This window comes from Streptomyces sp. RPT161, assembly GCF_027533845.1.
Taxonomy (GTDB): Bacteria; Actinomycetota; Actinomycetes; order Streptomycetales; family Streptomycetaceae; genus Streptantibioticus_A; species Streptantibioticus_A silvisoli_A.
On record NZ_JAPZVN010000020.1, the window covers coordinates 92,507 to 116,299 of the forward strand.

Below are 23,793 nucleotides of genomic sequence, written 5' to 3' on the forward strand. Positions count from 1 at the left end.
CGCTGCCCGTTTCCTGTCTTGCCGTCAGCGTACGTAATCGATCACGGGGAAGCGCGGGGACGGGCCGTCGAACAGGCCATCGCCGCTGCCGCCGCGCAGCCACTGGTCGAAGAAGGCGGTGAGGTAGGCACTTTCGGCGGCCACGGCCTGGCCGGGGTCGATGGAGCCCACGTTCTCCCGCACCGTACTGGCGGGCAGCCCCAACTGGCGGGCGACCTGCGGAAGCAGCGACTCGGCGTCGGTGAACGAGGCGTGTTGGCCGCCGCGCAGTGTCAGATCCCGGTGCCAGCCGCGACTGTTGTTCCACAACTGACCCCAGGACGGCACGGTGTGGTGGTTGTCGCCGTCCATGCCCATCAGCAGGAAGGGGCGCTTCAGCCCGGCCGTGGCCACCGGGAAGGGGTTGCCCGGGGTGTGGTCACCCTGTTCGTAGGCGAGCACGCCGTCCAGGTCCGCGCCCGCCGTGATGCGCGGGTCCTCGTGCATCGTCTCCAGCGCCGCCATGCCCCCGGAGGACTGGCCGAACATGCCGACGCGGTGCGGATCGAGGGCGCCCACCAGGCCCTGCGGCAGCGGGCGGTGCTCCGCGTCCGGATCGTGCCCGGCGGCCAGGGCGTCCACCTGGTCCAGTACGAAGCGGGTGTCGGCGACGTTCACCGCCATCACCTTCTTCAACAGTGCGGTGATCGCGGCTGGTTCGCCCTTGGTGGCGGCGCACTCCTTTGGCAGTACCGAGCGTTCGACCCGGCCGCCGGGGAACTGCACGGCGGAGGCGTCATAGGTGTGGTCGACGGTGACCACGACGAAGCCGTGCGAAGCGAGGTCATCGGCAAGGGTGGTGCCCAGCGAGCGCGGGTCCAGCGTCCCGGGTTCGTAGAGGACCACCGGCAGCGGGCCGCCCCGCCGGTCCACCGGCGCTCCTTCGTGAGCGTGGGAGCGGGTGGCCGACCAGTCGACCCTGCCCTTGGGGACGCCGGTGAAGTTGTTCAGCGCGTCGAACCCGGCCGCTTCCCCGGGCAGCATCTGCGGCGCCAGCGGATACCGGTCGGCGTCGCGCGCCGGGTAGCGGACGCTCACCATCAGCTCGCGGTGCTGCCGGGCGGCGACCCACGGGTCGCGCCGGGCCGGGTCGACCAGGTGCAGGGAGACCGTGCCGACCTGGTGGGAGCCGGTGGGTGCGGGCAGCGTCGGGCCGTTCGACGCGGCGGTCGCCTGGGATGCCGCGAGTGCGGTGGCCGCGAGCGCGGCGCCGAGCAGTAGTCCGGCGCATCGCCGGACGCCTGAACCGCGGCGGGTCGTGGACGTGTGCATGGAGATCCCCCTGGTCGTGGTGCGAAGTCCCGGTCAGGATCTCTGTTCCGCGGGCACCGGACCATGGGGCGGCCAACCGGTCCTGGGGCGGGATTTCCCACCCGGGATCCCCTAGGGGCCGCGCCGTCAGCGCATCGGGTCGAACGCCACCGGCCGCACCCGGCCCTCCAGCATCGCGCCCAGCCCACGCACCGCGCAGTCGTCCGGGTTCTCCGCGATCTGCACCGGCATCCCGGTCGTCGTACGCAGCATCGTGTCAAGTCCCGGCATCGGCGCGCTGCTGCCGGCGAGCGTGATGCCCCGGTCGGCGAGATCGGCGACGAGGTCCGGCGGGCAGCGGCGCAGCACCGAGCGCAGCCCGTCGAGCACCGCGTTCATGGGGGTGCGCACCGCCATCCGTACGCTCTCGGAGTCGACCAGCACCGAGCGGGCCAGCCCGCTGGCCGCGTCCATGCCGTGTACCTCGGTGCTGCGGATGGCGGTGCCGTCGGCGTCCAGCATCTGGTGCAGCGGATGCACCTCCTGACCGGGGATCATCAGCGCGTGGTGGTTGCGCAGGTGCTGGATGACGGCGCGGTCCATGATGTCGCGCCCCACCGGGATCGTCTCGGCCGCCACGATCGAGCCCAGCGACAGCACCGCGACCTGCGTGGTCGCCGCCCCGGACATCACGATCATCGTCGCCTCGGGCAGTTCCACGGGCAGCCCACAGCCGACCGCGGCGGCGACCAGCGCGTCGATCAGCTCCACCCGGCGGGCACCGAGACCGGCGAGCGTCTCGATGCTGGCGCGCTGGGCGAGCGGTTCGCTGCCGTGCGGTACGCACACCGCGGCGCGCAGCACCGGCTTGAACCGCCAGGCCTTGCTCAGCTTGTCGCCGATGAGCGCCCGCAGCATGCGCTGCGCCATGTCGATGTTGACCACGGTGCCGCCGACGACGGGCCGCACCACTCGGATGTGCTCGGGGGTGCGGCCCACCATGTGCGCGGCGTCGTCTCCCACGGCGACGAGCGAACCGGAACGGCAGTCGACGGCGGCCATGCTGGGCTCGTCCACGATGATGCCGGTGTTCTTCAGATACACCCTGGTCCTGGACGGGCCGAGGTCCACGGCGACGGTGCAGCGGCGCAACTGGTCGAGGCTGGCGGTCATGGGCGCTTCCTCCCCTGGCTGGCTGATACGCCAGATATGTACCCCGATAATCAGCTCATCCGGCGTCAGATAAGCCGCCTTGTACGCCGGTTGGCGCAGCCGTCCGGAGGGTTCCGCCCAGATGGCCCGTCAGGGGTTCGACCGCCCGCCGCCGGCGTTGTTCAGAGGGACGGGACCTTGTCCAGGAAGCCGTGCACCGTCTGGATCCTGCCGTCCGCCCCGACCGCCGCCACATCGAAGCCGACGGCCAGCGCAGCACCGTCCACCGGCCCCAACTCCCAGGTGAAACGGGCCAGATGGTGGTGCGCGTCGACCGGTCCCGCGAGCCGGAAGACCAGCCCGGGGAACTGCGCCTGCACCGCCGCGATGGTGGCGTCGAACGCCTCCCGCCCCTCCGCGACCGCCAGCGGGTCCACATAGCTGCCGTCCTCGGCCCACAGCGCTTCGAGCCTGCCGCGCCGGGCGACCGGGTCGGTCTCGTTCCAGACGGCGATGTAGCGCTCGACGAGGTCCTGGATGTCGCTCATGGTCATCTCCTCCTGCTCGACCGCGGGGCGTTCCCGCTGGTCAGAAACGTACGCGGAACGACGGTCGGCGGAATCCGTCGCCCATAGGTATTCCCGTAGCCGGTAGGGGAGTTGACGTCGTTAAGCTTTACGTCCATGCCGGGATCGCTGTACGGGAGGGAGCACGAGCAGGCGGTGCTCGACCGTCTCCTCGAAGGGGCCGGGGACGGCATGAGCGGCGTCCTCGTGCTGCGTGGCGAACCCGGGATCGGCAAGACGGCGCTGCTCGACCACGCGGTCGCCACCGGCGCCGCCGCGGGCATGCGGGTGATCCGCGCCGCCGGTGTGGAGTACGAGGCCGAGCTGCCGTACGCCGCGCTGCATCTGCTGCTCGGAACCGGCCTTGACCGGCTCTCCGCCCTGCCGCAGCCGCAGCGCCAGGCGCTTGAGGGCGCCTTCGGCCTGGCACCGCCCGCCGTCACGGACCGGCTGCTGACCGGGCTCGCCGTGCTGTCGCTGCTGTCCGAACTGGCCGAGGAACGGCCCCTGCTGTGCGTGGTGGACGACGCGCAGTGGCTGGACCGCGCCTCCGCCGACGCCCTGCTGCTGGCCGCCCGGCGGCTACAGGCCGAGCCGGTCGCGCTGCTGCTGGCCGCCCGCGACGGCGAGGGTGGGCTGGCCACCGCCGGACTGCCCGAGCTGCGGTTGACCGGGCTCGCCGAGCCGGCCGCGACGGAGCTCCTGGACGCCCGCTTCGGCCGGCTCGCCGCCCCGGTGCGGCACCGGGTGCTCACCGAGGCGCGGGGCAATCCGCTGGCGCTCACCGAACTGCCCGCCGCGCTCGCCGCCGAACCGGCGGGCGTTCCCGAGGTGCCGGGCGCGATTCCGCTCACCGACCGGCTCCAGGTGGCCTTCCACGGCCAGGTCAGCAGACTGCCCGCGGCCACCCAGACCCTGCTGCTGGTGGCTGCCGCCGAACCCGGCGGCGACCTGGAGGTGCTGCGCCGGGCCGCGGAACGGCTCGGCGCCGGGCTGCCCGATCTGCGCCCCGCCGAGGAGGCGGACCTGGTACACACCGTCGAGTCGGACCCGGCACCGCGGACGCTCGCCTTCCGCCATCCGCTGCTGCGGGCCGCCGTCTACCGCCGGGCGCCGCTCGCCAGCCGACTCGCCGCACACCGCGCACTGGCCGACGCGCTCGCCCGGTCGACGGACGACGAGGCCGCCGACCGCCGCGCCTGGCATCTGGCGCTGGCCGCCCCGGCCCCCGACGAGACGGTGGCGGCGGCCCTGGAACAGGCCGCCGTGCGGGCCCACGGCCGTGGCGGCCACGCGGCGGCCGCCGCCGCGATCGAACGCGCCGCGCGCCTCAGCCCGGACCGCGACACCGCCACCCGCCGCTTCGCGCTCTCCGCGGAGGCGGCCATCGAGGCGGGCGACCCGGCGCGCGCCGAGTCCCTCGCGGAGCGCGCCGCCGCCCGCCTGACCGAGCCGCTGTACGACGTCCCGGTGATGCCGGGCGAGCCGGGAATGCGCGATGTGCTGGCCCATGTAAGGGCCACCGCGCGCTTCCTGCGGGGGGACTTCCCGGGCGCCTACCGGCTGCTGGTCGACGGCGCCGACCGCGCCGCCGGGAGCGACCCGCGGCAGGCCGCCCGGATGCTGATGCAGGCCTTCCACGTCGCCTGGTACCTCGGCGAACGCGAACTGGGCGAGGTCGTCGACGGGCTGGGGAGGCTGACGCATCCGGCGGACGACGCGGTCACCCCGCTGGTCCACTACCTCGTCGCCGCCACCTCGCCGCTGCTCGGCCGTCGCGCCGTGCCGCTGCCGCCGCTCGCCGAGACGGTGGCCGCCGCCGAGGCGAACGGCGCTCGGGTGCCGTGGGACGTGGTCCAGGTGTGCGGGGCGTCGCTGATCCACGGGCGGGACGCGGAAACGTACCGCCTCGCCGCCTCGCTGGCCGTCGGCTGCCGGGCGAGCGGCGGCTTCGGGCAACTCCCCACCGTGCTGTTCTTCCTGGCCGAGGCCGAACTGTTCCACGGACGCCACCGCGACGCGCTGGCCAGCGCCACCGAGGCGCTGCGCATCGCCCGGGACACCGGGCAGCGGCAGTGGAGCAGTCAACTGACCGCATTCCTGGCCTACTTGGCGGCCGTCGAGGGCGACGCGGAGGGCTGCCGCCGCCTGGGTGACGACGCCCTCACCGACACCGGCGGGTCCCCGGCCATGGCGCCGGGTGAGCCGTGGACGCGGTGGGCGTTCGGCCTGCTCGACCTGGGCGCCGGACGCGCGGCGGAGGCCCTGGACCGGTTGGCGCCGCTGGTCGAAGGGCCGATGCGGCACCATGTCTCGGCCACGCGGGCGGTGCCCGACCTGGTCGAGGCGGCGGTGCGGCTCGGCCGTGCGGAGCGGGCCCGAGGACCTGCCGAGCGGTTCGCCGGGTGGGCCGCGCTCACCGGGCAGCCCTGGGCCGAGGCGCTGGCGCTGCGCTGCCGGGCGCTGCTCGCCGACGACCCCGCCGACCAGGAGGCCTGCTACACCAAGGCGCTCGCCGCGTACCAGGAGACGGACGGCCCTGACCGCCCGTTGGAGCAGGCCCGTACCGCCCTGTTGTACGGGGAGTGGTTGCGCCGCGCTCGGCGCAAGGCGGAGGCCAGGGCGCCACTGCGGGCCGCCGTCGAGACGTTCGAGCGGCTCGGGGCCGGTCCCTGGGCGGAGCGGGCGCGCACCGAGCTGGGGGCCACCGGGGAGTCGGCGCCGCGCACACCGGGGCGGTCGGGGGCGCCGGCCGGGCTTACCCCACAGGAGCTACAGATCGTCCGATTGGCGGCACGGGGGCTGTCCAATCGCGACATCGCGGCACAGCTGTTCCTCAGCCCGCGCACGGTCGGCTATCACCTCTACAAGGCGTATCCCAAACTGGGCGTCAGCTCGCGCGGCGAACTCGTGGGCTGGGAGACTGATCTTCACGGACGGTGACGGGGCGGGTGCTCTCACCCGGCTATCACCCCCCTGTTTGTCGGCTGTTACGAACCTATGACGTAATTCATGGAGGAGGACGGGATCCACCCGCTCGTTTTCTGCATCTCACAGAGGGCAGATGACTCGCCATGGACCCGTTAGGAAGAACGATTCGGTGGAGCGACCCTTGATGAAACGTTGGCTGACCGCGGCTGTGGCCCTGATATCCCTGGGCCTGGTCGCCGGTTGCAGCGACGAAGGCGACCCGGTGTCGTTCGGCAACACGAACCCGAGCGCCGCGGGCTCCGCGGCGCCGAAGCCGGACAACCCGAACTCCCTGGCACAGATGCCGACCGGCCCGGCCGCGAACTTCAAGGTGCAGCGGACGGTCGAGGCGGCGGACAACACCAAGATAGGTGTGACCACCTACCACGGTGCGAAGTCCGGCTTCACCGGCAAGGTGTGGGTCTGGGCGCCGCCGCAGTACTTCCAGAAGGAGAACGCCAACAAGGGCTTCCCGGTGATCATCGCCCTGCCCGGTGGTGAGGGCTGGCCGACCAACTACTGGTTCGGCGCCGACCTGAAGCTCCAGGAGGACTTCTACAAGTGGTCCCAGGAGGGCAAGGCGCTGCCCTTCATCCTGGTGATGCCGGTGATCAACCCGGACAAGCAGTACCACGACTGCAGTGACATACCGGGCTCGCAGAAGATGGGCACATGGCTCACCCAGGACGTGCCGGACCTGGTGAAGCAGAACTTCCGCACCCTGAAGACCCGTGACGGCTGGGGCTTCATGGGCTCGTCCTCCGGCGGCTTCTGCGGCCTCAAGAGCGTGCTGCAGTACCCGGACACCTTCAAGGCCGCGATACCCAGCGGTCCGGACATAGTTCCGGACTCGCCGCTGTGGCACGGCGACAAGGCCGCGATGCAGGCCAACAACCCGCAGTACCTGGCCAAGGAACTGGCCAAGAAGGGCGGCCCGGACGTCTACCTGGGCTTCCAGGTCGGCACCACCGAGACGTCCGACATGGTCAAGGTCAAGCAGTTCATACAGGAGTACGGACGCGGCCCGGTCCACACCCGGCTGCAGGTGATCGCCGGCGGCGAGCACAACGCCCGCAGCTACACCCGGGGCATGGACGAGGGCACGATCGAGTGGATCAGCCAGCACATGCAGGGTCCGTCCGAATGATCAGCTGACGACGTCAGCGTACGGCGCCCCGGGGCCGGCTCGGGGGCGCCACGCCGTAGGACACGCGAAAGGGGTCCGCACCGACGAGGTGCGGACCCCTTTCGCGTGTGGTCGTCAGTTGCCCGACGGGCTGGGTGACGCGCCGATCTGCTTCGCGTAGGTCTGGGTGTACTTCGGGATCAGCGCCTCGATCCGGTTGACGTAGTTCTGCGTCTCGGGGATCTGCGGGATGCCCTGGGCCTTGAGCACCGCGCCGGGGCCCGCGTTGTACGCGGCGAGCGCGAGCTGGGTGGGGTCGCCGGGGATGCTCTTGACCTCGTTGAACAGGTGGCACATGTAGGCACCCTGGGCCGGGATGGCGTCGGCCGGGTTCCACACGTCGGCCTTGCCGTCGCCGGTGTAGTCCTTGCCCCACTCCGCCCAGGTCGACGGGTAGAACTGCGCGATGCCCTGGGCCTGGCCGGAGTCCGCCTGGGGGTTCCAGTGGCTCTCGGCGTCGAGTTGCGCGGCCAGCATCGGAACGCTCAGCTCCGGGCACGTCTTGGCGGCCGACTGAACGGTCGCCAGGTACTGGTTGGGAATGGTGGGCAGCGCGGGCGGCCGGGTCAGCCACCAGACGATGCCGAGGGCGGCGGCGACTACGAGTACGGCTCCGAAGGCCAGTCCCACCAGACACCCTCGGCGGCCTGAGCGCCTGGTTTGTATCTCCATGTAATTCCACCGTAACGGGAGGTTTGTGCTTCCCCTCTATACACGGGGAAGGCGGGCCCGCAGGTTCCACACGGCGGGGTTGTCGGCGAGGCCGTCGTGCATGTCTACCAGGTCCGCCAGTACATCGTGCAGGAAGTCCCTTGCTTCGCGGCGCAGATCACTGTGCCGTACCGAGATGGGCGGCTCGTCCTCCGCCCAGTCCGCGGTGATGTCCACCCAGCCGAAGCGCCGCTCGAAGCGCAGCCGCTCGGTCGACTGGGTGAAGTCCAGCTCGGCCCGCTGCGGCCGGGCGGCCCGGCTGCCCATGGGGTCCTGGTCGAGCTGCTCGGTGATGTCGCACAGCGCCCAGGCGAAGTCCAGCACCGGCACCCATCCCCAGGCTGTGGACAGCTCACGGTCGCCCTCCGCCAGGTAGACGTCGCCGCAGAACAGGTCGTGCCGCAGCGCGTACACGTCAGCGGTCCGGTAGTCGGTCTGCGGCGGGTCGGGAAACCGGCGCGACAGGGCGTATCCGAGGTCGATCACCCCGGAATCCTAGGTGCCGTCGGCGGAGCGACCGCCCGGGGGAGGGTAAAACGGCGTGACGGGACCGCCGTTACCGGGGACCATGGAGCCATGTCCGGACCACTCGTCATACGCGGTTCGGTCTCCGTACCGGAGGCCGAGCTGATGTGGCGTTTCTCGCGCTCGTCCGGACCGGGCGGGCAGCACGTGAACACCACTGACAGCCAGGTGGAGTTGCGCTTCGACCTGGCGGCCACCCAGTCGCTGCCCGCGGTCTGGAAGGAGCGCGCGCTGGAGCGGCTGGCGGACCGCCTGGTGGACGGCGTGCTGGTGGTACGGGCCAGCGAGCACCGCTCCCAGTGGCGCAACCGGGAGACCGCGGCGGTTCGGCTCGCCGCGCTGCTGGCGCAGGCCACCGCGCCACCGCCCAAGCCGCGCCGTCCCACGAAGGTGCCGCGCGGCATCAACGAACGCAGGCTGCGGGTCAAGCGCGAGCGCAGCGACATCAAGCGCGGGCGCAGCGGGCGCGGCTGGGACTGACGGGCCGCCCGGGGCGGACCGGCCCAGGGCGCTCGGGTCAGCCCAACTGGTGGTAGCGCCCGCGGAAGTACGCCAGCGGACGGCCGCCCGCGCTCGGTGTGCGGGCGGTGAGCACCTCGGCTATGACCAGGGTGTGGTCTCCGGCCGGAACGCGCTGCGTGGTGCGGCACTCCAGGATCGACAGCGCGCCGCCGATCAGCGGAGCGCCCGAGACGGCGCCCCGGGTGTACGGGATGTCGTCGAACAGCAGGCGGTCGCTGACCCGGCCGCGCATCGCGAAGCGGCCCGCGACATGCCGCTGACTCTCGCTGAGCACCGAGGCCGCCCAGCACGGCTGCCGCTCCAGCAGCTCGTCCATCCGCGACCCCACCCGCACACTGACCAGCACCAGCGGCGGTTCCAGCGAGACCGAGAGGAACGCGGTCGCGGTCATCCCGACGTCCTCGCCCGCCAACCCGTCCTCCGGGTCGTGCGCGGTGATCAGCGTGACGCCCGCGGCGAGCCGGGACATCGCGGCACGGAACTCGTCGGCGCTAGCCCGCGGCTCGCCGGAGCGCGGCTCCGCCGGGCTCACACGCTCATCGGGGTTCGGCACGCCTCCAGCATGAGGGATGCCCTCGGCCGGGGGCATGGCTGGGGCGGTCTGCTCGGGGGATTCCTGCAACACGTACCAAACGGTAACCGGCGGCCGCGGCCCGCGCGTCGGGCGGACGGACCATACGGGCTCCGCGAGGAGACCTAGGTCTTCTGGGGGCTCGTGTCGTACGCTCCGGACACAGATTCCGGCCGGGCGTCCGGTATGTAACGTTCGAACCCCAAAGTCTTGCGCACGAAACCACTTACCGTGCCCGACTTTTGACAGAGGGCTGTGACCTCAGTCACAAGGAGGGGGAATTGTTGACCCTGTGTACCCGCTGGGCTGCTCGCTGTGATTCAGTTGCGGTGGCAATCGGACGATAGGAAATCGCGAACAGACCAAGGGATTAACAACCGAGGAACCCAAGAAGTACGAAGTGGAACTCGTCGAGGCTCGGGGGAGAGACATGGACACGGAGTCGGAGCCGTACGTCCGCCTCGCGACTCTGCGCCAGCTGCACCAGGTCGTCGCGGACCTGAACACCGCCCGCAGCCTGGCCGACACCCTGCAGGCCGTCGCCGACGGCGTGGTCAGCGGGTTGGGGTACGAGCTGTGCGCTGTGAACCTGGTGCGGCCCGACGGCGATCTGGTCGTCGCCGCGGTCGCCGGAAGCGCGGGCGCCGAGGCGCTGATGGCGGGCCGGGTCGGTTCCCGGGCCTCCTGGGAGCGGCGGCTGGCGATGGGCCACCGGTGGGGGTCGCTGCGTTTCATCCCGTACGACGAGGGCTGGGTGCTGGACGGCGACGACGTACCGAGCTGGCACCGGGAGGGCGGCCCCGCGCCGCGCCTGTCCGACGAGTGGCACCCGCAGGACCGGCTGCTCGCCCCCATGTACGCCACCCCGGCGGGCGGCGGCGAGCTGATCGGCGTGATCTCGGTGGACCGGCCGCGTGGTGGCCGCCGCCCCGGCGCCTGGGCCCGGGAGGCTCTGCAGACCTACTCGTTCCAGGCGGGCATCGCGATCAGCAACGCCCGGCTGCGCGCCAACATGCAGCGCGCGCTGGTCCGGCTGGAGCGCGAGCAGCAGGCGCTGCGGGCCAGCGAGGAGAGCTTCCGGCAGGCGTTCGAGTACGCGCCCAGCGGTATGGCGATCGCCGAGATGGGCGGCGACCAGCACGGCAAGCTGCTGCGCGCCAATGACGCGCTGTGCCGGATGCTGGGCCGCCCGGCCAACCAGATGCGCCGCTACTCCTTCTCCGACCTGGTGCATCCCGAGGACATCGGGACGCTGCTGCGCACCTCGGCCGAGGGCGGCCGGGCCGAGCTGCGGCTTGCCCGCCGGGACGGCACGTACCTGTGGGTGTCGCTGCGCAACTCGGTGGTGGCCGACACCACCGACGGGCCGCGCTTCCTGCTCACCCATGTCGAGGACATCGAGGAGCGCAAGCGGCACGAACTCGCCCTGGCGCACCGCGCCAGCCATGACTCCCTCACCGGCCTGCCGAACAGCGCCGAACTGCGGGCCCGGCTGAGCGCCCGGCTCTGCTCCCGTCCGTTCGCCGCCGAGGAGCACACCGCCAGCGCCGACGACCTGGACGAGTTCGGGTACAGCTTCCCCGCGCCGCCCGCACACCCCTATGACCACCACGTCCACGCCATCGAGCCGGACGAGGGTGAGGGCGAGAGCGGCAAGGGCCTGGCGGTGCTGTTCTGCGACCTGGACGGCTTCAAGTCGATCAACGACAGGTTCGGCCACCACACCGGTGACGCGGTGCTGATCGAGGTGGCAAGGCGGCTGTCCAGCGTCGTGCGGGACGGGGACACCGTGGCCCGGCTCGGCGGCGACGAGTTCGTGGTGCTCGCCGACGGCCTGGACCGGGACGGCGCCCAGGACCTCGCCGTCCGGCTGCGCAACGCGATCATCCCGCCGATCAGGGTGGACGGCCGGGCGGTGCGGGTCGGCGCCAGCTTCGGCATCGGCTGGGCGGGCTGTGGGATGACGGTGGAGGAAGTGCTGCACTCCGCCGACCAGCGGATGTACGTCGAGAAGCGCTCCCGGGCCAAGGCCCAGCGCCGGGCGGGCTGATCACCGCTGTGGGCGGGGACACGCGTTGAGCCACCGGATCGGGGTAGGCTCGCGCGGGTCCAGCAATATCCGGTCCGCGGTGGCCGGACGCAGTGGGGAGTGAGCAGCGGATGACGGCCGCGGGTAACGGCACGCCAGAGCCCGAGAACGACGACCCCTTCGCGTACCTGTACCGCGGGGAGGGTGACGAGGCCGCGTCCGCGGCCGACCGATCGAACGCCACAGGGGCGCGAAACGCCTCGTTCGAGGGCGGTGGTGGGCGCCGGGCGGGCGTGCCGCGCACCTCGTACAACCAGGTCACCCGGGTCGGTGAGCGGCGCCAGGCGCCACAGCAGAGCGGCTACGGCTATCCGCCGCCGCCCCAGACCCAGGCCCAGGCCCAGCCGCAGCAGCAGTACGCCGCCGCCCCGCCCGCACATCGCGGGGGCCACGGCGGCGGCCGGGGTTCTGGTTCCAACCGGCGCGGACTGATGCTCGGCGCCATCGCGGTGGTCGTGGTGGTCGCCGTCGGCATCGGCGTCGCCGCGCTGACCGGCAGTGACAAGTCGGACAACCAGGCGGGCGCCAACACCAGCCCCGCGCCCAGCACTTCACAGGGCTCCCAAAGCCCCTCGCCGTCCGCGAGCAGCGACCCGAACGCGAAGCTGCCGCAGGAGTTCGCCGCCACGCTGACGTTGAGCGGCGGGGCGAAGACCGACAACAACCACCAGGGCGCCAAGGGCCCCAACGGCGCGTTCGTGGACGGTATGGAGACGCCGGGCGCCACCGTCACCTGGAACGCCACCGTGCCGAAGACGGGCACCTACGCCCTGTGGGTCCGCTACGCCAACGCCCAGCCGGACGACGCGAAGAGCACCGTCGTGGTCAACGGCAAGCCGCTGAGCTACAAGATCAACCTCAAGAACTACGGCACGGCGGGCAACTGGGACCTGTGGTACACCTCGTGGATGTCGGTGAACCTCAACCAGGGTGCCAACACGATCGCGTTGACCTGCGCCCCCGGCGACGTCTGCCACTACAACCTGGACCGGGTGGGCGTGACGGTCGACCAGAACGCCAAGCCGGAAGGCTGGTAACCGCAGGGGAGTCGGGGGCTCGTCCTGGAACGTGGGTGTGCCCCCGAAGCCCTACTGCTCGGTGACCGCGACCTGCGGCAGCAGAACCTCGTACCGCTCCCGGTCGAACTCCCCCGCCGCGGACGTGAGTACCGTGGCCGCGGAGAGCGCCACCGCGCGGGCCAGGCGGTCGGGCCAGGGGAGGTCCTCCGCCGTCGCGGACAACAGGCCCGCCACGGCCGAGTCGCCCGCACCGGTCGGGTTGCCGGAGAGCCGCCTGGGCGGGGCGGCCCGCCAGATGCCGCGTTCGGTGACCGCCAGCATCCCCTCCGCGCCACCGGAGGCGACCACCGCCCGTGCCCCGCGCCGCCGTGCCTCCCGGGCGGCGCGCAACGGATCGGTCAGGCCCGTGAGTTGGGCCAGCTCCTCCGCGTTGGGCTTGACCACGTCCGGCCGGGCCGCGATGCCCCGGCGCAGCGCCTCGCCGCTGGTGTCCAGCAGCACCGGCACGCCCACCGACCGTGCGGTGCGTACCAGTTCGGCGTACGAGCCCACCGGCAGGCCCGGCGGCAGGCTGCCGCACAGCGCCACTGCCCGTGCGTCCGCCAGCAGTTCGCGGTAGCGGTCTAGGAAGGCCGTCCACTCCTCGGGGCTGATGACCGGTCCCGGCTCGTTGAACATCGTGGTGTCGCCGCTGGAGCCGTCCACCACCGCGACGGTGCGGCGGGTGTCGCCCGCCACCGTGACCAGCGCGTCGGCCACCCCGGGGGCGGTCTGCCGCAGCAGGGCGCGCAGCGCTTCGCCCGTACGGCCGCCGACCAGGCCGGTGACGGTGGTGCCATGACCCAGTGCGGCCAGCACCCGGGCGACGTTGAGGCCCTTTCCGCCGGGCCGCTCGACGACCTCGCGCACCCGGTGGGTGGCGTGCGGTTCCAGCCGTGGCACACGGTATGTCACGTCGAGGGCGGCGTTGAGCGTGACCGTCAGGATCATCGCGCCAGCACCCCTGTCTCGATAGGACTCGCTCGGTCTCGGAAGCCGTTTCGCGAGCGATCATGCCAAAAGAACGGCGGTCGGCCCAGAGTCGGGCCGACCGCCGTCCGGCTTCACGGCACGAAGCCGTACGAATGCGTCACCTGCCGGTGGGCCGCACCACCCACTCGCCCCTGCGCATCACACCCGCCAGCGCGAAGTCGTCGTCCAGGACCACGAGGTCGGCGTCCTTGCCCGGCTCCAGCGAGCCGACGCGGTCGTAAAGCCCGAGCAGCTTGGCCGGGTTGGCGGAAATGGCCTGTACGACCTGCTCGATCGGCAGCCGGTCGACGGTCACCGCGCGGCGGAACGCGGTGTCCAGGGTGAGCGTGGATCCCGCGATGGAGCCGCCCTCCACGAGCCGGGCCACCCCGTCCTTGACCTCGACCTGCATCGGGCCGAGCGGATAGCGGCCGTCGCTCATACCGGCCGCGCCCATCGCGTCGGTGATGAACGCCACCCGCCGGGCACCCGCGTTGCGGAACGCCAACTCCAGGACGGACGGGTGCAGATGGGTGCCGTCGTTGATCAGCTCCACCGTGACCCGCTCGTCGCCGAGGAGCGCGGCGATCGGGCCGGGAGCGCGGTGGGCCAGCGCCGGCATGGCGTTGAACAGGTGCGTCGCGACGGTCGCGCCCGCGTCGATCGCCTCCAGCGTCGCGTCGTAGTCCCCGTCGGTGTGGCCCACGGCGGCGATGACCCCGTGCTCGACCAGCAGCCGTACCGAGTCCAGCCCGCCGGGCAGTTCGGGGGCGAGCGTCATCATCCGGGCGGTGCCGCGCGCCGCGTCGACCAGCTTCCGTACGTCGGCCGGGTCCGGATCGCGCAGCAGCGTCGGCTCGTGCGCGCCGCAGCGGTGCGGGGAGATGAACGGACCCTCGAAGTGGATTCCGGCCAACTCGCCCTGCTCGACCAGTTCGGACAGCGCGCCGGCCTGGCGGGCGAGGTCGTCCAGGTCACCGGTGACGGTCGAGGCGAGCATGGTGGTGGTGCCATGGGCGCGGTGGGTGCCGATGGCGGTCAGCGCCTCCTCGGCGGTGCCCGCGGAGAACGAGGCACCGCCGCCGCCGTGCACGTGGATGTCGACGAAACCGGGCACGATCCAGTGCCCGGAAAGGTCGGTGCCGCCGCGCTCGTCGTAGCGGTTGGCGGCGATCCGGCCGCCCTCGACGGTCAGGCTGTCCCGGACGACGCCCGACGGCAGTACCACCCGTGCCCCGGTGAGGACTTCGCGGCGATCGGTGTGCTGTGTGTCCATCAGGCGGTTACCTCCACGGAGAGTCGGTCCCAGGCGAGCAGACCCGCGCCCAGGCACCCGGCAGCGTCCCCGAGGGCCGCCGGAACGATGAGGGGGAGCCGTTGGAACGTCACGCGCTCCGTGACGGCCTCGCGCAGCGGCGCCAGCAGCGTCTCGCCCGCCTCGGCCAGCCCGCCGCCGACGATCAGCGTTCCCGGGTCGAGCAGGGTGAGCCCGGTCACCAGGCCGTCGGCCAGGGCGCTGACGGCGTTGCGCCAGACGGCCAGCGCGCGCGGGTCGGCCTTGTCGACCGCCTGCGCGCAGTCGGCGGCGGTGGCCGCCGGGTCACCGCTGGCCTCGGCCCAGTCGCGGGCCACCGCGGCGGCCGACGCCTCGGTCTCCAGGCAGCCGGTCTGCCCGCAGGGACAGCGGCGTCCGCCGGGGCGCACCACGATGTGGCCGATCTCGCCCGCCGAGCCGTGCGCGCCCGGCTCGATCCGGCCGTCGATGCCGATGGCGGCGGCGATCCCGGTGCCCAGCGCGAGGAACAGGAACCGGTCCTGGTCGCGCCCGGCGCCCAGCCGCCCCTCGGCGAGCCCGCCGCAGCGCAGGTCATGGCCGAGGGCGGTGGGGATCCCGCCCAGCCGGTCGGCGAGCAGCGAGCGCATGGGCACGTCCCGCCAGCCGATGTTGGACGAGTAGACGGCGACGCCGCGCGCGTCGTCGACCACCCCGGGTACCGCGACGCCCGCCGCGGCGGCGGTCCTGCCGAGGGTCCGCTCGCCGTGGGAGCGCAGCTGCGCGGCGAAGTCGAGTATGGCGGTGATCACGGCTTCCGGACCGCGCTCGCGGTGCGTGGGGCGGCGCGCCTCGTACAGGAGGGTGCCGTCCGCCGCGACCAGCGCGGCCTTCATGCCGGTGCCGCCTACGTCCAGGGCGATGACGTGTTCCACGGTGACCAGTCTGACCGGTCGCGCCGCACTGGTCTAGTCCACCCGTTGTGCTGCGCCGGCCGCCCACCCGTTTGCCGTCCCCGTGGACGGGGTGGGTGGGCGGCGGGCGCACCTGGCGCGGCACGTATATTGGCGCTTTCGGCGGGGACGAGGCGCAAAGGGCGGTAGGTACACAGTGGAGCGGCGGCGGTTCCTTGGGCTCGCGGCGGGGGGTGGCCTCGCGGGAGCGATGTCGCTGACGGGATGCGGTGGCGGCGCGACGGGCGGCGGCACCAAGCTCACCATGGTCGCGGCGGACTACGGCGACAACGCCACCAACACCTCGCAGACGTACTGGAACGACGTCGCCGGCCAGTTCAAGCAGAAGAACCCCGACATCACGGTTGACGTCAAGGTCTACAGCTGGGACGTGGTGGACAAGAAGGTCGCCGACATGGTGGCCGCCGGGCAGACCCCCGACATCGCGCAGTGCGGCGCGTACGCCGACTACGCGGCCAAGGGCCTGCTCTACAGCGTGGACGACCTGCTCTCCATACCCGCCCAGGCCGACTTCATCAGCTCCATGGCGGACGCGGGCAGCGTCAACCGGACCCAGTACGGCATGCCGTTCGTCTCCAGCGCGCGCATGCTCTTCTACAACAAGACTCTGTTCAAGCAGGCCGGGATCGTCGACGCCAGCGGCGCCGCTCAGCCGCCGAAGAGCTGGGACGACCTCAAGGCCGCCGCCCAGAAGCTGAAGGCGGCGGGCGTGAAGGTGCCGTTCGGCCTGCCGTTCGGGCCGGAGGAGCCGGCCGCGGAGACGCTGATATGGATGCTCGGCAACGGCGGCAACTACACCGACGACGTGGGCAGTTACACCATCAACTCGGCGCAGAACATCGAGGCCTTCCAGTGGATCAAGGCCAACCTCTCCGACACCGGCCTGTCCGGCCGCAACCCGGCCACCACCAACCGCCAGGACGTGTTCAACGCGTTCGCCGCCGGTGACTGCGGTTTCCTCAACGGCCACCCCACGCTGATGCAGATGGCCGACAGGGCCAGGGTCGACTTCGGCATCGCCAAGATCCCCGGCAAGGGCGGTCCGCTGGCGTCCACGGTCGGTGTCGCCGACTGGATGATGGCGTTCAAGAAGAACGGCAACCGGCAGCAGATCGGCAAGTTCCTGGAGTTCGCGTACAGCCAGCAGAACACGCTGCGGTTCCTGCGCGCCTACGACCTCCAGCCGGTCACGGTGTCCGCGTCCAACGCGATGCTCGCCGACTCCTCCCTGAAGCCGGTCTGGCCGTTCCTGAACGAACTGCCGAGCGCCCGCTTCTACCCGGACAACAAGGTCTCCTGGGGCCCGGTCAACGCCAAGCTGAAGCAGGTCATCGGCCGGGCGGCCACCCAGGACCCGGTCGGCGTCCTCGGCGACCTCCAGCGCACCGCGGAAGCGGCGGACAACAGCGCCGCAGCGAAGTAGCGTTGACGGCGTGGGACGTGCCGAGGAGGTGGCGCCGGTGACGGAGCGGGTTGGCGCCCTGTCCGAGCGGGAGCGCGGCATCCTCGACGTGGCCGGGCGCTCATGGCCGACGGTGGGCGCCAAGGAGCGGGTCGTAAGGGAGCGGTTGGGCATCTCGCCGCACCTGTACTACCAACTCCTCAACGCCCTGCTGGACGACCCCCGCGCCCTCGCCCACGCCCCCGCCACCGTCAACCGTCTGCGCCGACTGCGCGAGGCGCGCCGCGCCAACCGTTAGCCGACGGGGGGGAATGCGACCACGGCCGCACCTGCTGCCGGTAGGGTCGGGGCATGGGCAGCCAACCTGTTCCCACCCCCGTAACGCCAGCGGGCAAGGCCGGGATGGCCGCGCTGCTGGCCGAGCCCAAGCGGGCCGTGGTGGCGCTGGACTTCGACGGCACGCTGGCTCCGATCGTCGCCGACCCGGAGCAGGCCCGGGCGCATCCGCGCGCGGTGCCGGTGCTCTCCCGGCTGGCGCCGCGGGTAGCCTCGGTCGTGGTGATCACCGGCCGCCCGGCCGGAGTCGCGGTGCGCTACGGGGGCTTCGCGGGCGTACCCGGCCTGGAGAACCTGGTGGTGCTCGGCCACTACGGCGCCGAGCGCTGGGACGCCGTCTCCGGTGAGGTGCGCGGTCCCGGCGACGACCCGGGCGTACTGGCGGTACGGGCCGAGCTGCCCGGATTCCTCGAACGCCTCGGCGCCTGGCGCGACACCTGGGTGGAGACCGCGCACATCGAGCACAAGGGCGGTCGCGCCGTCGCCGTGCACACCCGCAGGACCGACGACCCGAACGCCGCCCTGGAGGCGCTGCGCGGGCCGCTCACCGAACTCGCCCACAAGCACGGCCTGATCGTCGAACCGGGACGCATGGTGCTGGAGCTTCGGCCGCCGGGCATGGACAAGGGCGTCGCGCTGGCCTCCTACGTACGGGAGACCGGCGCCGGCGCGGTGCTCTACGGCGGGGACGACCTCGGTGACCTGGCCGCCTTCGACGCGGTGGAGGAGCTCCGGGCGGAGGGCGTGCCCGGGGTGCTGGTGTGCAGCGGCAGCAACGAGGTCGCCGAACTCGCCGCCCGCGCCGACCTGGTGGTCGACGGCCCGGAAGGCATGGTGGAGCTGCTCGCCGCGCTGGCCGACGCGTTGGCCTGAACTAGTCGCTCAGCGCGGCCAGTTGGTCGAGGAACCAGCGTTGCGGCGGCAGTGCGGTGGCCGCCGCGGCCAGCCGCTTGGCGCGCACGGCCCGCTCGCCGTCGGGCATCGCCAGCCCCTCGTGCAGCGCCCGCGCGGTCGCCTCCACGTCGTACGGGTTCACCACGATCGCGTCCTCGCCCAGCTCCGCGAAGGCGCCCGCCTCCCGGGACAACACCAGGGCGCAGCCGCCCTCGGAGACCACCGGGACCTCCTTGGCGACCAGGTTCATCCCGTCCCTGATCGGGTTGACCAGCGCCACGTCGGCCAGCCGGTAGGCGGCGAGCGAGCGGGCGAAGTCGTCCTTGACGTGCAGGATCAGCGGCTGCCAGTCGGCCGTGCCGTAGCGGGAGTTGACCTCCTCGGCCACCCGCTGCACGGTGGCCGTGTAGTCGCGGTAGACGGCCAGGTCATGGCGCGAGGGGTAGGCGAAGGCGACGTGCACCACGCGGCCGTGCCACTCGGGGTGGGTGGCGAGCAGCCGCTCGTAGGCCAGCAGGCCGCGCACGATGTTCTTGGACAGCTCGGTCCTGTCCACCCGGACGATGACCTTGCGGTCCGGACCGATCTGCTCCCGTAGCGCGGCCATCCGCTCGTCCACGTCCGGGCGGTGCGCGCGCTCCCGTAGGAACTCGGCGTCGGCGCCCAGGCCGTGCACCCCGAGCCGGGTGGTGCGGCCCTCGTGGCGGACCGCCAACCCGTGGCCGTCCGCGGTGACTTCGGCGCCCAGCAGGTCGGCGCAGCACGCGGCGAAGGCGTCCGCCCAGCGGCGGGTGAGGAACGCGGCCCGGTCCGCGCCGAGGACGCCGCGCAGCACCGAGGTGGCGATGTCGTCGGGCAGCAGCCGGAAGTAGTCCGGCGGGGCCCACGGGGTGTGCGAGAAGTGGCCGATCCGCAGATCGGGGCGGCGCTCGCGCAGCAGCCGGGGTGTCAGTGTCAGGTGGTAGTCCTGTACCAGGACGGCCGAGCCCTCGGCGGCCTCTTCGGCCAGCGCGTCGGCGAACGCCGCGTTGTAGCTCTCGTACTGCGCCCACTCGGCGCGGAAGTCCTGGTTGAAAACGGGTTCCAGCGGGGTCTGGTAGAGGAGGTGGTGGACGAACCACAGCACCGAGTTGGCGATGCCGTTGTACGCCCCGGCGAACACCGCCGGGTCGATGTCCAGCATCCGCACCCGCTGACCGCCGGTGTCGGCCGGGTCCAGCCGTCCGCCCACGGCCGCGGCCGCCGCGCGGTCGTCGTCGGAGAGCGCCGCGCACACCCACACCGAGTCCGCGTCGGCGCCGATCGCGCTCAGTCCGGAGACCAGTCCTCCGCCACCGCGCCGGGCGGTGAGTGAGCCGTCCTCGGCACGGCTGTACGAGACCGGTCCGCGGTTGGACGCGACCAGGACCTGGGCTGCGCGCGTAGCGACCATACGGCCAGCCTACGATGCGTTCCGCTCACCATGAGCGTTTTTCCGTCCCCGGTCGGGTTCGGTCCGGCGTCAAGGGAGCCCTTCCGCCCGGCGAGGGCCGCTGATCGGCGCGGTGCGGAGACTACGCGGCGCGGCGGGCGGCGTACTCGGGGACGGTGATCATCGGCGGCCGCTCCTCGACCACCACCTCGTGGACGCGTGGCTCGAAACCGCCCTCCGGCCCCCGGTCGAACTGCGTCAGCACCGGCCGCACCATGGCGGCCCGGGCCAGCCGTACCTGGGCAGTGCGGTAGATCGTCGCGGCCATCCGGCCGAGCGCATGGGAGTCCTGGTGCCGGTGGTGCCGTACCCCGACGTCCACCTGGGCCAGCGCGTCGAGCCCGACGCAGGCCAGCGCGTCCACCAGCATGCCCAGCTCCACCCCGTACCCCACAGGGAACGGCAGGCGCTCCAGCAGTGCGCGCCGCGCCGCGTACTCGCCGCCCAGCGGCTGTACGAAACCGGCCAGTTGCGGCCAGTGCAAGTTGAGCAGCGGGCGGGCGACCAGCTCGGTGACCCGGCCGCCGCCTGCCGGAACGACGGTGCCGCCGGCCTCCAGCGGCCGGTCGTACATCGCCTTGACCAGATGCACCTCGGGATCTGTCAGCAACGGCCCGACGATCCCGTACACGAAGCTGGCGTCGAAGTCCCGCAGGTCGGCGTCGACGAAGCAGACGATCTCCCCGCTGGTGGCCATCAGTGAACGCCAGAGCACCTCGCCCTTGCCGGGCACCGCCGGGATCCGCGGCAGCACCGTGTCCCGGTGCACCACCCGCGCTCCGGCGCGCTCGGCCACCTCGGCGGTGCGGTCGGTGGAGCCGGAGTCCATCACCACCAGCTCGTCCACCAGCGGTGCGGCCTCGCTCATCAGCTCCCGTCGGATCTCCCCGACGATCGCGCCAACGGTGGCCTCCTCGTTGAGCGCGGGCAGCACCACGCTCACCGTGCCAGCCGGGCCCATCGCGCGCTTGGCGGCGAGCAGCCGGTCGAGCGGACGGTCGGCGGTGGACCAGGACCGTCGCTCCAGCCAGCGCTCCACCTCTTCCAGCACTGCCCCGCCTCCCTGTCAGCGGAACCGCGCGTGTGACCCATCTCGCGGTTCGGACGACTATCTCAACTGTCCGGCCCTTCGGTTACAGTCTTGAGCAACGCGCCTGACGACCGCATGTCGGCAGCGCGTGAAAAACGCCTGGGTGAACAGCCCAGTGCCATAGAGCTCATCCAGAGGGACTGAGGGAACGGCCCGTTGACGTCCCGGCAACCCTCCTACCGGCCGCGCAGCTGTCAGCCGAGGCCACGGTGGGGAAGGTGCCAATTCCGTCCCGCGGCGAGAAGCGCCGCGGGGAAGATGAGGAGAGAGGCCTCGCCATATGGCTGTCGAAACCGTCGCATCCGCCGTCAGCGCTTCCACCGACTTCGGCCCCGCCGTGGCCCTGTCCTGCCGCGAGTGCGGCGAGCGCTTCCCGCTCGGCCCGATCTTCGCCTGCGAGGCGTGTTTCGGCCCGCTGGAGGTCGCCTACGAGTTCCCCAGCGGTGACCCGGAGGGCCTGCGCAGGCGCATCGAGGCCGGCCCCACCAGCATCTGGCGGTACGCGCCGCTGCTGCCCGTCCCCGCCGACGTGGCCGCCAAGCCGAACCTGAACCCCGGCTTCACCAAGCTCGTCAAGGCCGACCGGCTCGCCCGCGAACTGGGCGTCACCGGCGGTCTGCACGTCAAGGACGACTCGGGCAACCCCACCCACTCCTTCAAGGACCGGGTGGTGGCGATCGCCGTCGAGGCGGCCCGCAACTTCGGCCTGACCACGCTGTCCTGCTCCTCCACCGGCAACCTCGCGGGTGCCGTCGGCGCCGCCGCGGTGCGCGCGGGCTTCCGCAGCTGCGTGTTCATCCCGCACGACCTGGAGGCCGGCAAGGTGGTGATGGCCGCGGTCTACGGCGGTGAACTGGTCGGCATCGAGGGCACGTACGACGACGTGAACCGCTTCTGCAGCGAGCTGATCGGCGATCCGATCGGCGAGGGCTGGGGCTTCACCAACGTCAACCTGCGCCCCTACTACGGCGAGGGCTCCAAGACGCTGGCCTACGAGATCTGCGAGCAACTCGGCTGGCGGCTGCCGGACAACATCGTCATCCCGATCGCCTCCGGCTCCCAACTCACCAAGATCGACAAGGGGTTGCAGGAGCTGGTCAAGCTCGGCCTGGTCGAGGACAAGCCGTACCGGATCTACGGCGCGCAGGCCGAGGGCTGCTCCCCGGTCTCCACCGCCTTCAAGGCCGGGCACGACGTGGTGCGTCCGCAGAAGCCGAACACCATCGCCAAGTCGCTGGCGATCGGCAACCCGGCCGACGGCCCGTACGTGCTGGACATCGCCCGGCGTACCGGTGGCGCGGTCGAGGACGTCAACGACGAGCAGATCGTCGACGCGATCAAGCTGCTGGCCCGCACCGAGGGCATCTTCGCCGAGACCGCGGGCGGGGTGACCATCGGCGTACTGAGGAAGCTGATCGAGACCGGCCAGCTCGACCCGGCCGACGAGACCGTCGCCATCAACACCGGTGACGGCCTGAAGACCCTGGACGCGGTGGCGCCGACCACCGGCCCGACCGCCATCATCCGTCCCACCCTTGACTCGTTCCGAGAGGCTGGCCTCGCATGAGTGTCAACGTCCGCATCCCGACCATCCTGCGCACCTACACCGGCGGACAGGCCGAGGTGACGGCCGAGGGCAGCACGCTGTCCGAGGTCATCGCGTCACTGGAGCAGAACCATCCCGGCATCTCCGCCCGTGTCCTGGACGACCAGGGCAAGCTGCGCCGCTTCGTGAACGTCTATGTGAACGACGATGACGTGCGGTTCGACAGCGGCCTTGCGACGGCCACCCCCGACGGTGCCGGGGTGTCGATTATTCCGGCCGTCGCCGGCGGCTGACCTCCGGGCACCGAAAACTTCCGGCCATTTGCGAACGCCCCGTTTGCCATTGCGGCAGGCGGGGCACGCGCTTGTTCTCGGGCGCGGTACAGTAGGCGCGACAGCGGTCGTCCACGTTTCAAGGGCACCGCTTACAGGCGGCCAAACCTCATTTCCGGTCATTCGCCGACGGTCGTCCGACCATGCTGGGCCGCAAGCGCAGTTCGCACCGCCGCACCACCGCCGTACAGCCGCTCGGGCTCGGGACGTGACGCACGTGCCGGGGGCACGTGAAGAACGCGACAAGTTGTACCCGAAATCGGGGTGCCATTTGTCGCGTTGGTCGGCTATGCCCGGTCCGAGTTGCCCTGAATTCCCGGCCTTTTTCCCGGAATTACCGATCGGGCGCGCACAGAATTCTCGTCCGATTGACCTGTTGCAGAGGGCGTCCATACAGATACATTCAGCCGCGGTCGACACGCGTTCCGGCGCACACCTCCGTGTGTTATGGGGTGGGGTCTGACCCGGGTCCGCGGAGTGCGGTCCCGTGCAAGGGCCAGTAATAGGGGAGTTAGGGATGGCTCAGGGCACCGTCAAGTGGTTCAACGCGGAGAAGGGATACGGCTTCATCGCGGTCGACGGTGGTGCGGACGTCTTCGTGCACTACAGCGCGATCCAGATGGACGGCTACCGCACCCTCGAAGAAGGCCAGCGGGTCGAGTTCGAGATCTCGCAGGGCCAGAAGGGGCCGCAGGCTGACATGGTCCGGATCGCCGGTTGACCTCCGGCGCATCGCGCCACGAGACCTCACGTTCGAAGGGTCCGCACCCCTTGGGGGGCGCGGACCCTTCGCGTATGCGGCGGGCGACCCAAGCGCCTGCGCCCACCCGTCGCCCGGCCACCGCCCCTCATCGAGGCCCTGC

At 71.8% G+C, this 23,793-nt stretch carries 22 protein-coding genes and 1 riboswitch; of the genes, 11 read left to right on the plus strand and 11 right to left on the minus strand.

Annotation, left to right across the window (positions count from 1 at the left end):
• Window positions 1–24: 24 nt before the first annotated feature.
• The 3 genes from O5O46_RS28565 to O5O46_RS28575 all read right to left on the minus strand — a co-directional run bounded on the left by O5O46_RS28565 (window position 25) and on the right by O5O46_RS28575 (window position 2,990).
• On the minus strand, window positions 25–1,311 hold the full coding sequence (locus O5O46_RS28565; protein WP_269858489.1) for an alpha/beta hydrolase family protein: 1,287 nt from the start codon (window positions 1,309–1,311) through the stop codon (window positions 25–27).
• Between the two features lie 126 nt (window positions 1,312–1,437).
• Complete coding sequence (locus O5O46_RS28570; RefSeq protein WP_269858490.1) at window positions 1,438–2,463, minus strand: rod shape-determining protein; 1,026 nt, start codon at window positions 2,461–2,463, stop codon at window positions 1,438–1,440.
• A 161-nt stretch (window positions 2,464–2,624) separates the two neighbouring features.
• Window positions 2,625–2,990 (minus strand): nuclear transport factor 2 family protein, encoded by a 366-nt coding sequence (locus O5O46_RS28575; RefSeq protein WP_269858491.1) that lies wholly within the window; start codon window positions 2,988–2,990, stop codon window positions 2,625–2,627.
• Between the two features lie 135 nt (window positions 2,991–3,125).
• On the opposite strand from O5O46_RS28575, the gene O5O46_RS28580 reads away from it, so the two are divergent.
• Together O5O46_RS28580 and O5O46_RS28585 are read left to right on the plus strand one after the other, a co-directional pair.
• A complete protein-coding gene (locus tag O5O46_RS28580) occupies window positions 3,126–5,951 on the plus strand; it encodes an ATP-binding protein (protein ID WP_269858492.1) in 2,826 nt (941 codons plus the stop codon).
• 172 nt (window positions 5,952–6,123) lie between these two features.
• On the plus strand, window positions 6,124–7,125 hold the full coding sequence (locus O5O46_RS28585; protein WP_269858493.1) for an alpha/beta hydrolase: 1,002 nt from the start codon (window positions 6,124–6,126) through the stop codon (window positions 7,123–7,125).
• A 114-nt stretch (window positions 7,126–7,239) separates the two neighbouring features.
• On the opposite strand, the gene O5O46_RS28590 is transcribed toward O5O46_RS28585, so the two are convergent.
• Window positions 7,240–7,836, minus strand: coding sequence for a lytic transglycosylase domain-containing protein (locus O5O46_RS28590; protein WP_269858494.1), 597 nt, complete (start codon window positions 7,834–7,836; stop codon window positions 7,240–7,242).
• Window positions 7,837–7,872: 36 nt separating this feature from the next.
• Window positions 7,873–8,361 (minus strand): hypothetical protein, encoded by a 489-nt coding sequence (locus O5O46_RS28595; RefSeq protein ID WP_269858495.1) that lies wholly within the window; start codon window positions 8,359–8,361, stop codon window positions 7,873–7,875.
• A 90-nt stretch (window positions 8,362–8,451) separates the two neighbouring features.
• Here O5O46_RS28595 and arfB point away from each other — a divergent pair, with 90 nt between their 5' ends.
• Window positions 8,452–8,880, plus strand: coding sequence for an alternative ribosome rescue aminoacyl-tRNA hydrolase ArfB (gene arfB, locus O5O46_RS28600; RefSeq protein WP_269858496.1), 429 nt, complete (start codon window positions 8,452–8,454; stop codon window positions 8,878–8,880).
• Window positions 8,881–8,917: 37 nt separating this feature from the next.
• On the opposite strand, the gene O5O46_RS28605 is transcribed toward arfB, so the two are convergent.
• Window positions 8,918–9,391, minus strand: coding sequence for a flavin reductase family protein (locus tag O5O46_RS28605; RefSeq protein ID WP_269858517.1), 474 nt, complete (start codon window positions 9,389–9,391; stop codon window positions 8,918–8,920).
• Between the two features lie 532 nt (window positions 9,392–9,923).
• On the opposite strand from O5O46_RS28605, the gene cdgB reads away from it, so the two are divergent.
• Entirely contained in the window at window positions 9,924–11,543 is a 1,620-nt protein-coding gene (gene cdgB, locus O5O46_RS28610; protein WP_269858497.1) for a diguanylate cyclase CdgB, read from the plus strand.
• 110 nt (window positions 11,544–11,653) lie between these two features.
• Window positions 11,654–12,619, plus strand: a complete 966-nt coding sequence (locus tag O5O46_RS28615; RefSeq protein ID WP_269858498.1) for a CBM35 domain-containing protein — start codon at window positions 11,654–11,656, stop codon at window positions 12,617–12,619.
• Window positions 12,620–12,670: 51 nt separating this feature from the next.
• On the opposite strand, the gene O5O46_RS28620 is transcribed toward O5O46_RS28615, so the two are convergent.
• The 3 genes from O5O46_RS28620 to O5O46_RS28630 all read right to left on the minus strand — a co-directional run bounded on the left by O5O46_RS28620 (window position 12,671) and on the right by O5O46_RS28630 (window position 15,820).
• Window positions 12,671–13,591: a 1-phosphofructokinase family hexose kinase gene (locus tag O5O46_RS28620; RefSeq protein ID WP_269858499.1), complete on the minus strand. Its 921-nt coding sequence runs from the start codon at window positions 13,589–13,591 to the stop codon at window positions 12,671–12,673.
• Between the two features lie 139 nt (window positions 13,592–13,730).
• Complete coding sequence (nagA, locus tag O5O46_RS28625) at window positions 13,731–14,888, minus strand: N-acetylglucosamine-6-phosphate deacetylase (RefSeq protein WP_269858500.1); 1,158 nt, start codon at window positions 14,886–14,888, stop codon at window positions 13,731–13,733.
• Window positions 14,888–15,820: an ROK family protein gene (locus O5O46_RS28630; protein ID WP_269858501.1), complete on the minus strand. Its 933-nt coding sequence runs from the start codon at window positions 15,818–15,820 to the stop codon at window positions 14,888–14,890. The genes nagA and O5O46_RS28630 overlap by 1 nt, the downstream gene beginning before the upstream one ends.
• A 229-nt stretch (window positions 15,821–16,049) precedes the next feature.
• Here O5O46_RS28630 and O5O46_RS28635 point away from each other — a divergent pair, with 229 nt between their 5' ends.
• From O5O46_RS28635 to otsB, 3 genes are read left to right on the plus strand one after another with little or no spacing between them, the layout of a single operon-like run.
• Window positions 16,050–17,282: an extracellular solute-binding protein gene (locus tag O5O46_RS28635; protein WP_269858502.1), complete on the plus strand. Its 1,233-nt coding sequence runs from the start codon at window positions 16,050–16,052 to the stop codon at window positions 17,280–17,282.
• Between the two features lie 10 nt (window positions 17,283–17,292).
• Window positions 17,293–17,559 (plus strand): DUF3263 domain-containing protein, encoded by a 267-nt coding sequence (locus tag O5O46_RS28640; protein WP_269858503.1) that lies wholly within the window; start codon window positions 17,293–17,295, stop codon window positions 17,557–17,559.
• A gap of 53 nt (window positions 17,560–17,612) precedes the next feature.
• A complete protein-coding gene (gene otsB, locus O5O46_RS28645; RefSeq protein WP_269858504.1) occupies window positions 17,613–18,470 on the plus strand; it encodes a trehalose-phosphatase in 858 nt (285 codons plus the stop codon).
• A 1-nt stretch (window position 18,471) separates the two neighbouring features.
• Here otsB and O5O46_RS28650 read toward each other — a convergent pair whose 3' ends face one another.
• Window positions 18,472–19,923 (minus strand): alpha,alpha-trehalose-phosphate synthase (UDP-forming), encoded by a 1,452-nt coding sequence (locus O5O46_RS28650; RefSeq protein WP_269858505.1) that lies wholly within the window; start codon window positions 19,921–19,923, stop codon window positions 18,472–18,474.
• Between the two features lie 121 nt (window positions 19,924–20,044).
• On the minus strand, window positions 20,045–21,013 hold the full coding sequence (locus O5O46_RS28655; RefSeq protein WP_269858506.1) for a glucosyl-3-phosphoglycerate synthase: 969 nt from the start codon (window positions 21,011–21,013) through the stop codon (window positions 20,045–20,047).
• Between the two features lie 163 nt (window positions 21,014–21,176).
• Window positions 21,177–21,317: riboswitch (SAM riboswitch) on the plus strand.
• A gap of 15 nt (window positions 21,318–21,332) precedes the next feature.
• Here O5O46_RS28655 and thrC point away from each other — a divergent pair.
• The 3 genes from thrC to O5O46_RS28670 all read left to right on the plus strand — a co-directional run bounded on the left by thrC (window position 21,333) and on the right by O5O46_RS28670 (window position 23,651).
• Window positions 21,333–22,619 carry a threonine synthase gene (gene thrC / locus O5O46_RS28660; RefSeq protein WP_269858507.1) on the plus strand — a complete coding sequence of 429 codons (1,287 nt, stop codon included), beginning with the start codon at window positions 21,333–21,335 and terminating at the stop codon, window positions 22,617–22,619.
• Window positions 22,616–22,891, plus strand: coding sequence for a ubiquitin-like small modifier protein 1 (locus O5O46_RS28665; protein ID WP_269858508.1), 276 nt, complete (start codon window positions 22,616–22,618; stop codon window positions 22,889–22,891). Before thrC ends, O5O46_RS28665 begins: the two co-directional genes overlap by 4 nt.
• A gap of 556 nt (window positions 22,892–23,447) precedes the next feature.
• On the plus strand, window positions 23,448–23,651 hold the full coding sequence (locus O5O46_RS28670; RefSeq protein ID WP_255932426.1) for a cold-shock protein: 204 nt from the start codon (window positions 23,448–23,450) through the stop codon (window positions 23,649–23,651).
• Window positions 23,652–23,793 lie beyond the last annotated feature (142 nt).

What these genes read in the sequence shown, in the direction of transcription:
- O5O46_RS28650 (WP_269858505.1), bottom strand. Translation starts at nt 19,923, where the DNA reads ATGGTCGCTACGCGCGCAGCCCAGGTCCTGGTCGCGTCCAACCGCGGA.
- O5O46_RS28615 (WP_269858498.1), top strand. Translation starts at nt 11,654, where the DNA reads ATGACGGCCGCGGGTAACGGCACGCCAGAGCCCGAGAACGACGACCCC.
- O5O46_RS28670 (WP_255932426.1), top strand. Translation starts at nt 23,448, where the DNA reads ATGGCTCAGGGCACCGTCAAGTGGTTCAACGCGGAGAAGGGATACGGC.
- cdgB (WP_269858497.1), top strand. Translation starts at nt 9,924, where the DNA reads ATGGACACGGAGTCGGAGCCGTACGTCCGCCTCGCGACTCTGCGCCAG.
- otsB (WP_269858504.1), top strand. Translation starts at nt 17,613, where the DNA reads ATGGGCAGCCAACCTGTTCCCACCCCCGTAACGCCAGCGGGCAAGGCC.
- O5O46_RS28585 (WP_269858493.1), top strand. Translation starts at nt 6,124, where the DNA reads ATGAAACGTTGGCTGACCGCGGCTGTGGCCCTGATATCCCTGGGCCTG.
- O5O46_RS28565 (WP_269858489.1), bottom strand. Translation starts at nt 1,311, where the DNA reads ATGCACACGTCCACGACCCGCCGCGGTTCAGGCGTCCGGCGATGCGCC.
- O5O46_RS28605 (WP_269858517.1), bottom strand. Translation starts at nt 9,391, where the DNA reads ATGTCCCGGCTCGCCGCGGGCGTCACGCTGATCACCGCGCACGACCCG.
- O5O46_RS28635 (WP_269858502.1), top strand. Translation starts at nt 16,050, where the DNA reads ATGTCGCTGACGGGATGCGGTGGCGGCGCGACGGGCGGCGGCACCAAG.
- O5O46_RS28570 (WP_269858490.1), bottom strand. Translation starts at nt 2,463, where the DNA reads ATGACCGCCAGCCTCGACCAGTTGCGCCGCTGCACCGTCGCCGTGGAC.
- thrC (WP_269858507.1), top strand. Translation starts at nt 21,333, where the DNA reads ATGGCTGTCGAAACCGTCGCATCCGCCGTCAGCGCTTCCACCGACTTC.
- O5O46_RS28620 (WP_269858499.1), bottom strand. Translation starts at nt 13,591, where the DNA reads ATGATCCTGACGGTCACGCTCAACGCCGCCCTCGACGTGACATACCGT.
- arfB (WP_269858496.1), top strand. Translation starts at nt 8,452, where the DNA reads ATGTCCGGACCACTCGTCATACGCGGTTCGGTCTCCGTACCGGAGGCC.
- O5O46_RS28575 (WP_269858491.1), bottom strand. Translation starts at nt 2,990, where the DNA reads ATGAGCGACATCCAGGACCTCGTCGAGCGCTACATCGCCGTCTGGAAC.
- O5O46_RS28590 (WP_269858494.1), bottom strand. Translation starts at nt 7,836, where the DNA reads ATGGAGATACAAACCAGGCGCTCAGGCCGCCGAGGGTGTCTGGTGGGA.
- nagA (WP_269858500.1), bottom strand. Translation starts at nt 14,888, where the DNA reads ATGGACACACAGCACACCGATCGCCGCGAAGTCCTCACCGGGGCACGG.
- O5O46_RS28665 (WP_269858508.1), top strand. Translation starts at nt 22,616, where the DNA reads ATGAGTGTCAACGTCCGCATCCCGACCATCCTGCGCACCTACACCGGC.
- O5O46_RS28580 (WP_269858492.1), top strand. Translation starts at nt 3,126, where the DNA reads ATGCCGGGATCGCTGTACGGGAGGGAGCACGAGCAGGCGGTGCTCGAC.